Raw genomic sequence first — 13495 nt, 5'->3', positions numbered from 1 at the left:
TGTTGTCTTCATTATGAACCAATCGTTTTCGACTCGTCCTCTATTCAAAACATTTAGCCTCTTGGCAATCAGCATAAGCTTAGTGGCTTGTGGTGATAATGCTTGGTGGTCAAATAATAAAGAACCCGAAATGAAGGCAGAACAAATTACAAAAGTGCTGCCGCCACGTGTGACTGATCGTCAGTCTTGGTCGCAAGATATCTTTGATATTATGCAACAACTGAGCATTCCTAAAACCAAACAAAATGTATGCAGCATTGTGGCAGTGGTCGATCAAGAGTCCAACTTTGTCGCTGATCCTGCTGTGCCTGGCTTGGGTGAAAAAGCAGTTCAGGAAATCAATACGCGCCTCAAAGAGAAGTTTGAAGCTAAATTAGGTGAAACCATTGGAGGTACTGTAGCGGGTTATTTTGAGGATGTACTCAAAAACCAACCGTCACCAGAAAATAACTACATGAGCCAAATGCGCAAAGTAAGAACAGAGCGCGAACTTGATTTGCTTTATCGTGAAATTTTTGACTATATGTCGAAGCATTATCATGTCAGCGCCCTGACAGGTGCTGCAAAATTGGTTGGACAAGATATTGGCGAGAAAATGAACCCGATTACTACACTGGGTTCTATGCAAGTGCATATTAATTATGCCAAAGAACATAAACGTCAAAGCGGAAATATTGCTGAACTACGTAATGACCTCTATACCCAATACGGTGGTCTATATTATGGCATCCATCGTTTGATGGAATATTCTGCTGATTATGACAAAGCCATCTATCGATTTGCCGATTACAATTCTGGCATGTATTCAAGTCGTAATGCAGCTTTTCAAAAGATGCTTGAAGTCATACAAGGTAAAGACCTTGATTTAGATGGTGACCTGTTACTTTATAACAAAGATGGGAATGTACAATCAGCACTGAGCCAATCTGAAAAAGAAGTGATCTCAGCGTTTACCAACAATAAAATTCTGGTTACTCCGCGTCAAATTCGTGCGGACTTGAAGAAAGAAAAAGAGAAGAAATTCGAAGATACGCAGACTTATTTAGCTGTTCAAAAGTTGTATCAGAGTAAAACCAATAAAGAACCTATTTATGCAATTATGCCTGAAGTCGTTATTTCAGGCCCTAAACTGAGTCGTGACTACAATACCAATTGGTTTGCCAGTCGCGTTAATGGACGATATGAAACATGCATGCAAAGAGCGAAACGCATAAAACTCTAAATCTTGCTTTATTTGATTTTGATGGAACACTCTATCCGAGAGATAGTTTTACAGGGTTTATTTTCTTTGCATTATCAAAACGCCATATTGTCAAAAGAGGCTTGAAAGTCCTACCTTGGATTCAAGCCTACTATTTACGACTCTACCCTGCGCATGCCATGCGACCACGTTTATTCCAAAGTATGTTTAAAGACATTTCTGTAGATGTGGTCGAGCAACTCGCCCAAGAATATGCACAGAAACTGATTAAAAAATTAGATCCAGATTTATTCCAGCAACTTCAACTGCATCAACAACGTGGTGATCACATTGTTCTGGTATCGGCATCGGTTGATCTTTATTTGGCTCCCATTTGTGAAGTTCTCAATATTGAATTACTGTGCACCCAAACCGAAACTAAAGATGGACGTTTAACGGGTCGCTATAGCTCAGAAGATTGCAGTTGCGAGCAAAAGAAATTGCGTATTTTACAAAGCTACAATTTAGCAAATTATCAAACGATTTATGCTTATGGTAATAGCGAGGAAGATTTAGAAATGCTCTCTTTGGCAGACCATCCTTATATGATGGGAGAAGAGAAAGCACTTCCCTCTATAGAACTGAAGCAATTGAACCAAGCAGAAATAAAAAAGCCCGCTTAATGCGAGCTTTTTTATTTCAAACAGTTTAGTAGATTGCCATATGATCACGATGGATCATTTCTAGCGATCGGGCTTCACCTAAAACTTGATAGACTTTTTCTGATGATAAACCTTTGATCATTTCGGCAGAACGTGAACTAAAATTCACACGACCTACCGCGATACGACCACCGTTCTTATCAACACATTCAACCACATCACCACGATCAAAATGTCCTTCAATCGCTCTGACTCCGACAGGCAATAAACTACGATGCTTGAGCTTAATCGCTTCAACAGCACCATCATCAATCACTAAACGACCCGCGGTTTGCAAATGTGCAGCCAACCATTGCTGATGTGCAGTCACACGATCATTGTCTGTGGTGAATAATGTACCCAACATCTCACCCGCCATTAAGCGTGCTAATACGTTGTCACTTTCACCACTCGCGATCAACGTCGGACAACCCGACTTTGCCGCTAAGCGCGCAGCACGAACTTTCGTCACCATACCACCGCGACCAAGTACGCCACCGCCACCTGCCATTTCAAACAAACGATCATCGAGTGCTCGAACAGCAGAGAACAATTTTGCATTTGGGTTACTACGTGGATCTGAGTCAAACATACCTTGTTGATCCGTTAAGATAATCAACAATTCTGCCTGTACCTGACCCGCAACCATAGCTGCCAAAGTATCGTTATCACCAAACCGAATTTCGTCAGTAGAGACGGTGTCATTTTCATTAATCACTGGAATGACATGCCAATCAATCAGGTTCTGCAAAGCATCACAAGAGTTGAGATAACGACGACGATCCGCGAGATCATCATGCGTGAGTAAGACTTGTGCAGTTTGGATTCCATGTTGATCCAGTACGCTTGACCATGTATGGATTAAACCCATTTGGCCAATAGCAGCACAAGCTTGTAGACTGGGTAGATCAGTGGGTCGACTCGCAAGTTTCATGCGTACCATCCCTTCTGCAACTGCACCTGAAGACACCAGAATAATCTCATGTCCAGCATTGTGTAGATCTGCAATTTGTTTCGCCCAGTGCGAAATTGCATTTAAATCTAGACCTTGCCCATTTGCAGTGAGTAAAGATGATCCGATTTTAACAACGATTCGTTTACACGCATTGAGCTGACGTTGCCCATCGACCACTTCTATCATTTTTCCCTCGGTTTACTAATCACGAATGTAGACGCTTTCTACATCGCCTTCGTCTTCATCGTCATCAAAGTCTTCATCATCGTCCAAACCAGCTTCACGCTGTGCTTTACGCATAGCACGATATGCTTCTTTCGCTGCGATGGTTTGTTCACGTGTCTCAGCTTCAAGCTGCTCACGGAATGCTTTCACTTCTGCTGCATACTCAGGATCTTCAACTTCGCGCTCACGTTGTTGTTCGATTTGATCCATTAAGTAATACACAACTTCTTTGGTTCCTTCCGACATAAGACCAGAAGTTTTAAATACAGGGCCTTTCCACTGCAATTCATCAAGAATGTGCTGACACCATTCTTCTCTTGATTCTTCTGCAATTTGATCCAGTTTATTTAACACCAAGACCACTGGCAGTTTTGCCAATGTCGGAGAGAATTTTTCTAACTCACCTAAAATCGCTCTTGCATTATGTGCTGGGTCAGAACCATCAATTGGCTGAACATCAACAATATGCAAAAGAATACGCGTACGCGCCAAATGCTTAAGGAAACGAATTCCTAGACCAGCACCTTCAGCAGCCCCTTCGATTAATCCTGGAATATCTGCCATTACGAATGAGCGATGACGATCCGCATCGACCACACCGAGGTTTGGTACCATCGTGGTAAATGGATAATCTGCAACTTTTGGTTTTGCTGCGCTGACTGCACGAATGAACGTTGACTTACCTGCATTTGGCATACCGAGTAAGCCAACATCTGCAAGTACTTTCAACTCTAAACGCACTTCACGATATTCACCTTTGATCCCGTGCGTACACTTACGTGGTGAACGGTTAGTCGATGATTTAAAGTGAGTATTACCTAAACCACCGTCACCACCATGGGCAACTTTTACGCGCTGACCATCAGCAACCAAGTCACCAATAATGTCACCAGATTCAGTATCAACAATGGTTGTACCGACTGGCACTTTCAAAATAACGTCTTCACCACCACGACCAGAACAGTTCGCACCCGAACCATTTTTACCACGCTCTGCACGATAGCGACGCGTATAACGGTAATCTACCAGTGTGCTGGTATCATCATCGGCTTGAATATATACACTTCCGCCACGTCCCCCATCACCGCCATCTGGGCCACCAAAAGGGACAAATTTTTCACGGCGAAAACTGGCTACGCCATTGCCACCGTCGCCAGCCTCTACGATAATGACTGCTTCATCAACAAAGCGCATGTGCCAATCCTCAAATTCTTAAAAGCGGACTATTTTGCCACATTTTAAGAAAATTCTCGAATAGAAAAATCAGCAAATTGATTTTTTTAAATTTATTATTTGTTCAATATGTATTTTTACTATTTTTAATACGAATAAAAAGCCACAAGAACTTAATTCATTGCAAAATTAACATCTGGCCAATAACAATGAACAGAGACTAAAGCCCCTTTTTTTTCTACATCAAGTCCAGCATATTCTTTCTTTTGTTGAAAATTAAATTTGAGCTTGGCAAAGTTCTTCTGCGCTTTAGCAGTCGACAAATCAAAGTAAAGTGTTTGGTTCATTTGCTTCGCCATATTGCCGTAAGAGAAATCGATTTTCCTAACCGGAACACCTCTATACTCAACATTCTTTAAGAAAAAAGTATTACTGACGTAAGCTTGCTCCTCAACAAATTTATTTTTAACAACATAAGGTTTTATCACTTTAGCAATGCTAGGAAATTCATATAGATCATAATCATCTCGGATAGCACAATCTTCTTCATAACGATCCTGCATGACTGGCTTCAAATCATATACTGCTGCTTTTGTATAAGTCGGGACAATAACCAAACTTACTAACAAAGCCCCAAAAGATTTTTTCATTTTATTTATCTCTTTCAAATTACATGGAATGATCAATAATATAGAATCTACGGTCTCACATTCTTTAAAGGCAGTTCCATTTGCATATCTAAATTAGCCTTTGTCTGTTGCACCGAGTTATACATGATCGCATCAAAGGAAGAAATCTTACTCATATTAATTGCATCATTCATATAAAAGCTCGGTTTAAATTGATGCTTCACCGGCAAATCTACAGTTTCATCAAAAGCAAAATATACAGGTCCATCAAAAACAATTTTCACAGGAACAGTATAAGTACGTTTCAATTGAAATGGGATATCCAATTTGACTGGAATATTCAAACTCAAAGGAAACTTGGGCAATAATTTATTTTGATAGATCAAATCGGTGTTAGTTTCAATCGGCACCACTTCATCTACTTTCAGCGTGGTTTCATAGTTGATATCAACCGTAATCGGTGTTTCGACTTCAAAACTCAAATCAGCCAAATACTTCCCTTTTAAAGGCAATTGTAGAGTCCGATCAATGCCCAATACAGTATTCAGCTGACCTTCCGACTTCACTCTTAGGTGATCACCTACTTGGATCTTGGTTCCCAAGGATTCAGGTAAACGAATATCTGCTTGTTGCGCAGAAACAATCAAAGATGCCTGAATATTTAAATAAAACCAAAATAGGATGGCCACCAGAGTTGTGACAATCACAAAACTAATCAGCAGGCTTTTCAGTGTTTTGGGCATCTCCATTACTCACCTGCTTTTATATCGTTTTGAGCTGCTTGTACTTCGACAGGCTGAGCTTTGACACGATCCAAATACATCGTGGATAACGGAATCTTTAATTCGCCCTGTGCAATTTTGACAGGTAAGGTATTTTTAACATCGACAGTAGCATTGAGCTCAGAAGTGATCGGTACATTCAAATTGCCTTGTATTGGAATGTTCGCATTTAGCTGTGCTTTCAAAGGAATATGCAAGTTTTCCTTAAGTTCAGTTCGAACAGGTGCATCGAATTTCAAATGTACTTTTTGCTGTAGCGGCACTTGGATATCAATCGGCACATCAAGCTGCAGAGGAATCGACCCTTTCAATGGTAAGGTGACGTCCTTACCTAAAATTTTGACCTGAACTTTGGTATCAATCGGTAGGCTTTGATTCACCTTAATGGTTTCTTTAACAGGAATCGTGGTGCTGATTGGAACTAAATTATCAAAATAAACCCGTGGCGTTAGGGTTTGAGTCAGTGGAACATTGAGTTGCTCATTAATTGGAATCTTGGCATCAACACGACCATTCACATCCACATTGAGCGCATCTTTGACTTTTACCCGCACCTGCAACGGTTCTTGTAAATCAATGGCGACATCTTGGTTCTTTAATGGGATATAAATATTAAAATGCTTAAATACCCACATCGCGATATACACACCACACAAGTTGGCAACCACAATTAAAGCAAATACCACGAACAAACGTCTGAACTGCAACAATGAACGATTCCTTAATTAATTATTTCCCTTTTCCATCATTCTCATCGATTTTTATGTTTTATTCAGCATATATTCTGTACAGTCAATAAAAAAGCCCAGTTAAAGAACTGGGCTTTTTTATCACTCTGCGAACAAATTATGCATTTGTTTCAGCAGGGATTTTTGTATAGCTTACGCCACACATTTGTTCAGCGATACGTAATACTTGGCAGCTATAGCCTACTTCGTTATCGTACCAAACATAAGCAGTTAAGCGCGTACCTGAAGCAATTGTTGCTTGTGCATCAAATACACCAGCAGTACGTGAACCAATAAAGTCACTTGATACAACTTCAGTTGAGTTGGTATAACCAATTTGACCTTGTAAACTAGAGTTGATTGAGATTTGACGAATGTATTCGTTCACTTCTTCACGATCAACTTCTTTCTCTAAGTTAAGGTTCAAGATTGCAAGAGATACGTTTGGTGTTGGTACACGTACAGAGTTACCTGTCAACTTACCTTTAAGACCTGGTAACGCTTTTGCAACTGCTTTTGCAGCACCAGTTTCAGTAATTACCATGTTCAATGTTGCAGCACGACCACGACGATCCGCTTTATGATAGTTATCAATTAAGTTCTGGTCGTTTGTGAACGAGTGAACTGTTTCAACATGACCATTCAATACTTTGTATTTGTCATCTAAAACTTTTAATACAGGTGTAATTGCGTTGGTTGTACAGCTTGCAGCAGAGATGATTTTGTCTTCATCTAAGATGTCAGAGTTGTTCACACCAAACACAACGTTCTTCATCTCACCTTTACTTGGTGCAGTTAATACCACACGTGCAACACCTCCACATTTCAAGTGTTGGCTCAGGCCTTCAGCATCACGCCATTTACCTGTATTGTCGATAAGAAGTGCATTTTCAATACCGTAAGCAGTGTAATCCACTTCGCTTGGGCTTGATGCATAAATCACTTTAATGAATTGACCATTTGCAATGATTGCTTCGTTTTCTTCATCTACAGAAATCGTACCGTCAAAAGTACCGTGAATAGAGTCACGACGTAGTAGAGAAGCACGTTTCGCCAAGTCGCCATCAGATGATTTACGAACAACAATCGCTTTAAGGCTTAAACCACGACCCAAACCAGATTGGCTGATGATTAAACGCGCTAGGATACGACCGATACGACCAAAACCATAAAGAACAACATCTTTAGGCGCAGCAGCAGTCACATTACCTTGAATTGGAGCAACTGCTTGAGCAACGAAAGCATCTACATCGCCGCCTTGGTTTTTATATTCAACAGCAAGTTTACCGATATCAACTTCAGCTGAACCGATGTTTTCAACTTTCATTAACGCTTCCAAAATTGGGAAGGTATTTACAACAGAAAGTTCAACATCAAGCATACGTGTACGACGATGCGTTTTTAAAATTTGAATAACTGAACGGTTAATTAAAGAACGGCCGTAAACAGAAACAACAATATTTTTCTCACGGTACAATTGACCAATTAAAGTAATCATACGTTCCGCGATTTCTTCACGGTTTTTCCAACGACCTTGGTGTTCTGCGTGTAGGGCAATGATAGTGTCTTTGCTCACTGATACGTCCTCTAATTTATATATACTGGGCGTGAATTTTTAAAACGCCATAATTGTAATAGAATTATCATCAAGATTGAATCAAAAGCTGCTAAACGAGCTAAGATTTTGTCCTAATTGACTATAAATTCATAAAATACCTATAATTATTTTTGTGAATTTTGGTAGAAATCCATTTTCATCATCAAAATAACTGCAACTTAGTACACTTACATAGCAGTTTTATTGATAGTTCAGCGCAATAGATAAGCACTTTTAGTTTTTATCATCCAAATTCACCCGTTGCGAATATTGTTTTACGTTCAATTCTAGATGTTGCTTGCGCTTCCTCTGTTGGTATAAATGCATTGTCCCTTCAATCACCAGTACCAACACAGCCAGCCAAATCGGAATATAGGTTAACCATTCATCTGCCCCGATTTTTTCTCCAATCAGCAAAGAGACCAAGGCCAACAAAACAGGTTCTAAATAACCTAGTAAACCGAAAATAATTAAAGGTAAATAGCGACTCGCAAGAATATAACTACCCAGACCAATGGCACTGAGTAAACCTAGCCCTATCACCACCAAGATCAGACTCGGATATTCTAAAAACTTGAGATAAGGTGTATCCCCTGTTTGGGTAAAGAAAATCGCAACTGGAAGAATCAGTAAAAGATCCCACCAAAAGCCACCTAAATTATCAGTTTGAATCTTTTTCCGAAGAATAAAATAAGCTGCATAGCCCAAAGCAACAAAGGCTGTTTCCCAAGCAATGCTGCCTAAACGCCATATCTCATGCCCTACACCAAATGCAGCGAGTAATACCGCAACGTACTGCAACTTTGAAAGCTTTTCACCATATAGGATACTTCCAGCCAACACCAAAACCAGAGGTAATAGGAAATATCCCAATGAGACTTGTAGTCCACGACCATGCATAGGTGCCCATAAAAACAACCATAACTGTGCGGATGTCAGCACCGATGTAATGATTAAAAGTAGTAATAACGAGGGCTTCGCGACAATTCTTTTAAAGATGTGTTTGATATGGCTTAAATCACCACTGAACCACATAAATAGTGTTAAAACAGGCAAGGTCGCTATGATGCGCCAACCAAAGGTTTGTTCGCTATCAAATGCACCAAGCAATTGAGTATAAAAGTACAAAACCCCAAAAGTAACTGAAGCCAAAACTGAATAAGCAATCCCTTTAAACATTTTAGGTCTCTAATTTGGGGAAGTCTTCCAAAATACGTGATTTATCCACTATTTGGAATTAAAAAAACCATGCAAGCATGGTTCCTGTTCAGTATATCGTATTTATTTAATGATGTTCAGGGTAAATTACATCGCTAATATCATAACCTAATGATTTTGCATAATTTAAATACTCATGAATAATTTCTTTTTTGGGATTAGGTATCCGTGAAAGCACCCATAAATATTTACGGCGCGGTTCTCCGACCAGTACAGTTTGATAATCAGCATCGAGTTTTAAAATCCAGTAATCTCCACGGATCACAGGTACCCAACGTACCACTTCTGGCAAAAAACTCACCCGTAATTTAGTATTAAACGGTGCATTGGCAACAAAAGCTTCACCCACACTTTGCTGTACGTTGCCATCACTGTCATAACATTTGTTATCAACAACAATATTGCCATTTTCATTTAAGGTATAAGTCGCGGTGACGTTATAAGCGCACTTACGCTCAAAAAACATCGGTTTTCGTGCGACTTCGTACCAAACTCCCAAATACTTATCGAGTTCAACTTTATCGACTGTCGGTAACGGTTTTGCTTGTGCATAAGCAATCGTTCCAACAGCCAACCCAGTTAAGACAGCCCCACCAATCGCAATCTTTGCAAGGCGCCAACTCGCTTTCGGGAAATTTTTAATAAAAGGCATGAGAAATCCTCAAAACAGTAATTTGTTATCAATAGTCATATAGTTAGCCAACTTAAAATAGCTTACTTTGTGAACAAAAACTGTTGCGATATGTATCCCTCTTAAGGATTTCTCTGACCGATTATGACTGCAACATATGCGCTTTAAGACGGACAATCTCATCACGTAATCTTGCAGCCTGTTCAAACTGGAGCTCTTTCGACGCTTTCAGCATTTCTTTTTCAAGTTTGGTAATATGCTTAGCGAACAATTTTGGATCAGATAATAAATGCTGTTCATCTGCACTGATACTCTGTGCTTGTTCAAGTACCTTTTCATCAATCTCATCATCAGTCAGCACTTCACCAGTATCGATTTCTTTAATTGCTTGGCGTACAGCACTACGTGGTGTAATACCGTGCAATTCATTAAATTCAATCTGTTTATTACGACGACGATCAGTTTCATCCATCGCTTTACGCATCGAATCAGTAATACGATCGGCATATAAAATCGCTTTACCTTTGACATTACGTGCCGCACGACCAATGGTTTGAATCAACGAACGTTCTGAACGCAAGAAACCTTCTTTATCCGCATCCAAGATTGCAACCAAAGATACTTCTGGCATATCCAAACCTTCACGCAGCAAGTTAATCCCGACCAATACATCATGTACGCCAGTACGTAGTTCGTGAATAATTTTGACACGCTCAACCGTATCAATATCCGAGTGCAGATAGGCCACTTTAACGCCATACTCTTTAAGATATGAAGTTAAATCCTCAGCCATACGTTTAGTTAAGGTCGTAACCAATACACGTTCATTCAGTTGCTTACGAATATTAATTTCAGAGAGCACGTCATCCACTTGAGTTAATACTGGACGCACTTCAATTTCGGGGTCAATCAAACCTGTTGGACGTACCACCTGCTCAACAATTTGCTCTGACTTTTCCAATTCATAATGTGCAGGCGTTGCACTGACGAAGACTGTGGTTGGAACAATCCGCTCCCATTCCTCAAATTTCATTGGGCGGTTATCCAAAGCACTTGGTAAGCGGAAACCATAATTCACCAAGTTTTCTTTACGTGAACGGTCACCTTTATACATCGCACCAATTTGCGGAACCGTCACATGTGACTCATCAATGATCAGCAAAGCATCTTCAGGAATATAATCAAATAATGTCGGTGGTGCTTCACCAGCCCCACGACCAGAAAGATGACGTGAGTAGTTTTCAATACCGTTGGTATAACCCAATTGCTGCATCATCTCTAGGTCATAACGTGTACGCTGTTCAATCCGCTGAGCTTCTAATAACTTGTCATGCTCTTTAAAGAATTTAAGCTGATCTTTCAACTCATCTCTAATGGTATCAATAGCACGGGTTAAATGATCTTTCGGGGTCACATAATGACTCTTTGGATAAATGGTCACACGCGGCACTTTACGTACCAATTTTCCAGTCAACGGATCAAACCAACGAATCGAATCGACTTCATCATCAAATAGCTCAACACGTATCGCATCTTTATCAGATTCCGCAGGGAAAATATCAATAATTTCTCCACGGATACGATAAGTACCGCGCAAGAACTCTAGTTCATTACGGGTATATTGCATCTCTACTAAACGACGAATGATCTCATCGCGACTAACACGATCACCTTGTACGATATGCAATAGCATCTGCATATAAGCATTTGGATCACCCAAACCATAAATCGCAGAAACCGAAGCGACAATAATCGCATCACGACGTTCTAACAACGCACGTGTTGCCGAAAGACGCATTTGGTCAATATGGTCGTTGATGGCCGAATCTTTTTCAATAAAGGTATCTGACGAAGGCACATAAGCTTCGGGCTGATAGTAATCGTAATAACTGACGAAATACTCAACTGCATTATTCGGGAAAAAAGCTTTAAACTCACCATAAAGCTGTGCCGCAAGTGTCTTGTTATGTGCCATGACAATGGTTGGACGTTGCGTCTGAGCAATCACATTGGCCATGGTATAGGTTTTACCCGACCCTGTTACCCCAAGTAGTAATTGATTACGAAAACCTTGATCGATACCACTAACCAATTTCTCGATTGCCTGAGGTTGATCTCCCGCAGGTTGATAATTGGTGACTAACTCAAAAGGTTGGTTTTCGCTCATATAGAGATACTCAACTGATTGGATGGCTATTTTCACTTTGTAATGGGGGCAACAAACTGCTTTTTAAAGTCTAACGATACTTTTGAATTGTTATGCAATTTCCAACACAGTCAAATCAAGAGATTGCCCTAGTATTTAAAAAAGCGCGCAATTTATACTTATAAACCTAAAAAACTTAACAGAATGGGGTTAAATTTCAATCTCGTTTTGATATCAATTGTTAACTATAACGCCTAGACAATACATCACAGTATCAAGGAATCTGCCAAGAAAGCCATGATATATATTTTAGTGCTTAGCAATACTTGAATCTAATCGTCATTGGAATAGCGTCACTCAGAAACGTGCCTTGAATAAATTAATCTCAAGCAAGACTTGACCCGCTACACAATCAACTGCAACATGGACTTATACTCGATTTCAATGATAAGAATATGACTTACCAATATCACGATGAAACAATCGTAACGGAACTCCCAGAAGATACAGTCTTTGTTTTTGGCAGTAACTTAGCGGGTATCCATGACAGCGGTGCAGCCCGAGTCGCAGCACAACACTTTGCAGCGGTCAAAGGTGTTGGTCGTGGTTGGGCTGGGCAAACTTTTGCGATTCCAACACTGAATGAACATCTACAACAAATGCCATTGGCTCAGATAGAGCATTATGTCGAGGACTTTAAAGTCTACGCAAAACACCACCCTAAAATGAAATACTTTTTAACGGCATTAGGCTGCGGTATTGCAGGTTATAAAGTATCTGAAATCGCCCCATTATTTAAAGGGATTCACTCCAATGTGATTTTTCCAGAATCTTTTCGTCCCTATATCGAAGAAGATGCTGTTTCTCAATTTCCAGACCTAACTGCTGATGCAGTACATGCTTTTATTTCAGATAAGGTCATTTTCTATTTCGATCATGGCTACGAGTCTTTCGAAGAAGCACTCGATCAAACTCAGTTAACCGCAGCTGAAAAAGCCATTGCTTTGGTTGTTTTAAATGAAGAGTTGTACCCTCGTGATCGTTATGGTCGCGGTCGTGAACATGAAATTAACGATATTTTAGGCAAGCTCAATGGCAAAATATTTAACTTCCATAACAACGCTGAAGGTGCCATGACCTTTGTCAGTGTGATTATTGCCTTGATGGAACTGTATGATATTGATGAGTATGATTTTCTCAAACTTTGGCGTGGCGAACTAAAAATACAACACCCATTAAACCGCCATTAATAAGAAAAAAAGCCAATCAGTGAGATTGGCTTTTTTATTAACGCTTACCCATCGAACGACGTGTACCGCGTGGTGGCATCCAAGTGCGATCAGCATATTGTTCAGGTTTTGGACGCACCTGATTATGCGTTGCATCCTCAGCGTCATCCTGTGCAGATGGCATAGGGAAAGGCAATTTCACCAAAGCTTTTTTGGCTTTAGGTTGTTGGGTACTCATTGGAATTCTCTCGAAATCTAGATTTCTAGCCGCATATTGTAATAGATTTTTGCGCTTTTGATA

The 13495-nt window shown here is 40.1% G+C and carries 13 protein-coding genes; 3 read left to right on the top strand and 10 right to left on the bottom strand.

The window, feature by feature from the left end; all coding sequences use genetic code 11:
• Nucleotides 1-13: 13 nt before the first annotated feature.
• On the top strand, nt 14-1222 hold the full coding sequence (locus F3J02_RS10195; RefSeq protein WP_167248988.1) for a DUF1615 family protein: 1209 nt from the start codon (nt 14-16) through the stop codon (nt 1220-1222).
• A complete protein-coding gene (locus tag F3J02_RS10190) occupies nt 1189-1863 on the top strand; it encodes an HAD-IB family hydrolase (protein ID WP_167248986.1) in 675 nt (224 codons plus the stop codon). The genes F3J02_RS10195 and F3J02_RS10190 overlap by 34 nt, the downstream gene beginning before the upstream one ends.
• 25 nt (nt 1864-1888) lie before the next feature.
• On the opposite strand, the gene proB is transcribed toward F3J02_RS10190, so the two are convergent.
• The 9 genes from proB to uvrB all read right to left on the bottom strand — a co-directional run bounded on the left by proB (nt 1889) and on the right by uvrB (nt 11986).
• On the bottom strand, nt 1889-3022 hold the full coding sequence (gene proB, locus F3J02_RS10185) for a glutamate 5-kinase (protein WP_005145416.1): 1134 nt from the start codon (nt 3020-3022) through the stop codon (nt 1889-1891).
• A gap of 15 nt (nt 3023-3037) precedes the next feature.
• Nucleotides 3038-4255, bottom strand: coding sequence for an Obg family GTPase CgtA (cgtA, locus tag F3J02_RS10180; protein WP_004808499.1), 1218 nt, complete (start codon nt 4253-4255; stop codon nt 3038-3040).
• A gap of 152 nt (nt 4256-4407) precedes the next feature.
• Nucleotides 4408-4884, bottom strand: coding sequence for a hypothetical protein (locus tag F3J02_RS10175; protein WP_167248984.1), 477 nt, complete (start codon nt 4882-4884; stop codon nt 4408-4410).
• A gap of 47 nt (nt 4885-4931) precedes the next feature.
• Nucleotides 4932-5612: a hypothetical protein gene (locus F3J02_RS10170; protein ID WP_167248982.1), complete on the bottom strand. Its 681-nt coding sequence runs from the start codon at nt 5610-5612 to the stop codon at nt 4932-4934.
• On the bottom strand, nt 5612-6355 hold the full coding sequence (locus F3J02_RS10165; protein WP_004808501.1) for a hypothetical protein: 744 nt from the start codon (nt 6353-6355) through the stop codon (nt 5612-5614). Before F3J02_RS10165 ends, F3J02_RS10170 begins: the two co-directional genes overlap by 1 nt.
• 136 nt (nt 6356-6491) lie before the next feature.
• Complete coding sequence (locus F3J02_RS10160) at nt 6492-7949, bottom strand: glyceraldehyde-3-phosphate dehydrogenase (RefSeq protein WP_167248980.1); 1458 nt, start codon at nt 7947-7949, stop codon at nt 6492-6494.
• A 255-nt stretch (nt 7950-8204) separates the two neighbouring features.
• Nucleotides 8205-9149, bottom strand: a complete 945-nt coding sequence (gene rarD / locus F3J02_RS10155) for an EamA family transporter RarD (protein WP_167248978.1) — start codon at nt 9147-9149, stop codon at nt 8205-8207.
• 106 nt (nt 9150-9255) lie between these two features.
• The gene (locus tag F3J02_RS10150) at nt 9256-9840 is read right to left on the bottom strand and encodes a lipocalin family protein (protein WP_167248976.1); all 585 of its coding nucleotides are present in this window, start codon (nt 9838-9840) and stop codon (nt 9256-9258) included.
• Between the two features lie 121 nt (nt 9841-9961).
• Nucleotides 9962-11986: an excinuclease ABC subunit UvrB gene (gene uvrB / locus F3J02_RS10145; RefSeq protein ID WP_167248974.1), complete on the bottom strand. Its 2025-nt coding sequence runs from the start codon at nt 11984-11986 to the stop codon at nt 9962-9964.
• A gap of 434 nt (nt 11987-12420) precedes the next feature.
• Between uvrB and F3J02_RS10140 the strand changes: the two genes are divergently transcribed.
• Entirely contained in the window at nt 12421-13215 is a 795-nt protein-coding gene (locus tag F3J02_RS10140; protein ID WP_005202440.1) for a hypothetical protein, read from the top strand.
• A gap of 37 nt (nt 13216-13252) precedes the next feature.
• Here F3J02_RS10140 and F3J02_RS10135 read toward each other — a convergent pair whose 3' ends face one another.
• Complete coding sequence (locus F3J02_RS10135) at nt 13253-13432, bottom strand: hypothetical protein (RefSeq protein WP_004652676.1); 180 nt, start codon at nt 13430-13432, stop codon at nt 13253-13255.
• Nucleotides 13433-13495 lie beyond the last annotated feature (63 nt).

The organism is Acinetobacter sp. Tr-809 (assembly GCF_011753255.1).
Lineage (GTDB): Bacteria > Pseudomonadota > Gammaproteobacteria > Pseudomonadales > Moraxellaceae > Acinetobacter.
This window is presented reverse-complemented; position numbering and strand designations above follow the sequence as displayed.

Bases quoted from the DNA above. Each gene is read 5' to 3' on its own strand.
- F3J02_RS10140 (WP_005202440.1), top strand. From the start codon at position 12,421: ATGACTTACCAATATCACGATGAAACAATCGTAACGGAACTCCCAGAA.
- F3J02_RS10150 (WP_167248976.1), bottom strand. From the start codon at position 9,840: ATGCCTTTTATTAAAAATTTCCCGAAAGCGAGTTGGCGCCTTGCAAAG.
- F3J02_RS10190 (WP_167248986.1), top strand. From the start codon at position 1,189: ATGCATGCAAAGAGCGAAACGCATAAAACTCTAAATCTTGCTTTATTT.
- F3J02_RS10170 (WP_167248982.1), bottom strand. From the start codon at position 5,612: ATGGAGATGCCCAAAACACTGAAAAGCCTGCTGATTAGTTTTGTGATT.
- F3J02_RS10175 (WP_167248984.1), bottom strand. From the start codon at position 4,884: ATGAAAAAATCTTTTGGGGCTTTGTTAGTAAGTTTGGTTATTGTCCCG.
- uvrB (WP_167248974.1), bottom strand. From the start codon at position 11,986: ATGAGCGAAAACCAACCTTTTGAGTTAGTCACCAATTATCAACCTGCG.
- proB (WP_005145416.1), bottom strand. From the start codon at position 3,022: ATGATAGAAGTGGTCGATGGGCAACGTCAGCTCAATGCGTGTAAACGA.
- cgtA (WP_004808499.1), bottom strand. From the start codon at position 4,255: ATGCGCTTTGTTGATGAAGCAGTCATTATCGTAGAGGCTGGCGACGGT.
- rarD (WP_167248978.1), bottom strand. From the start codon at position 9,149: ATGTTTAAAGGGATTGCTTATTCAGTTTTGGCTTCAGTTACTTTTGGG.
- F3J02_RS10195 (WP_167248988.1), top strand. From the start codon at position 14: ATGAACCAATCGTTTTCGACTCGTCCTCTATTCAAAACATTTAGCCTC.
- F3J02_RS10135 (WP_004652676.1), bottom strand. From the start codon at position 13,432: ATGAGTACCCAACAACCTAAAGCCAAAAAAGCTTTGGTGAAATTGCCT.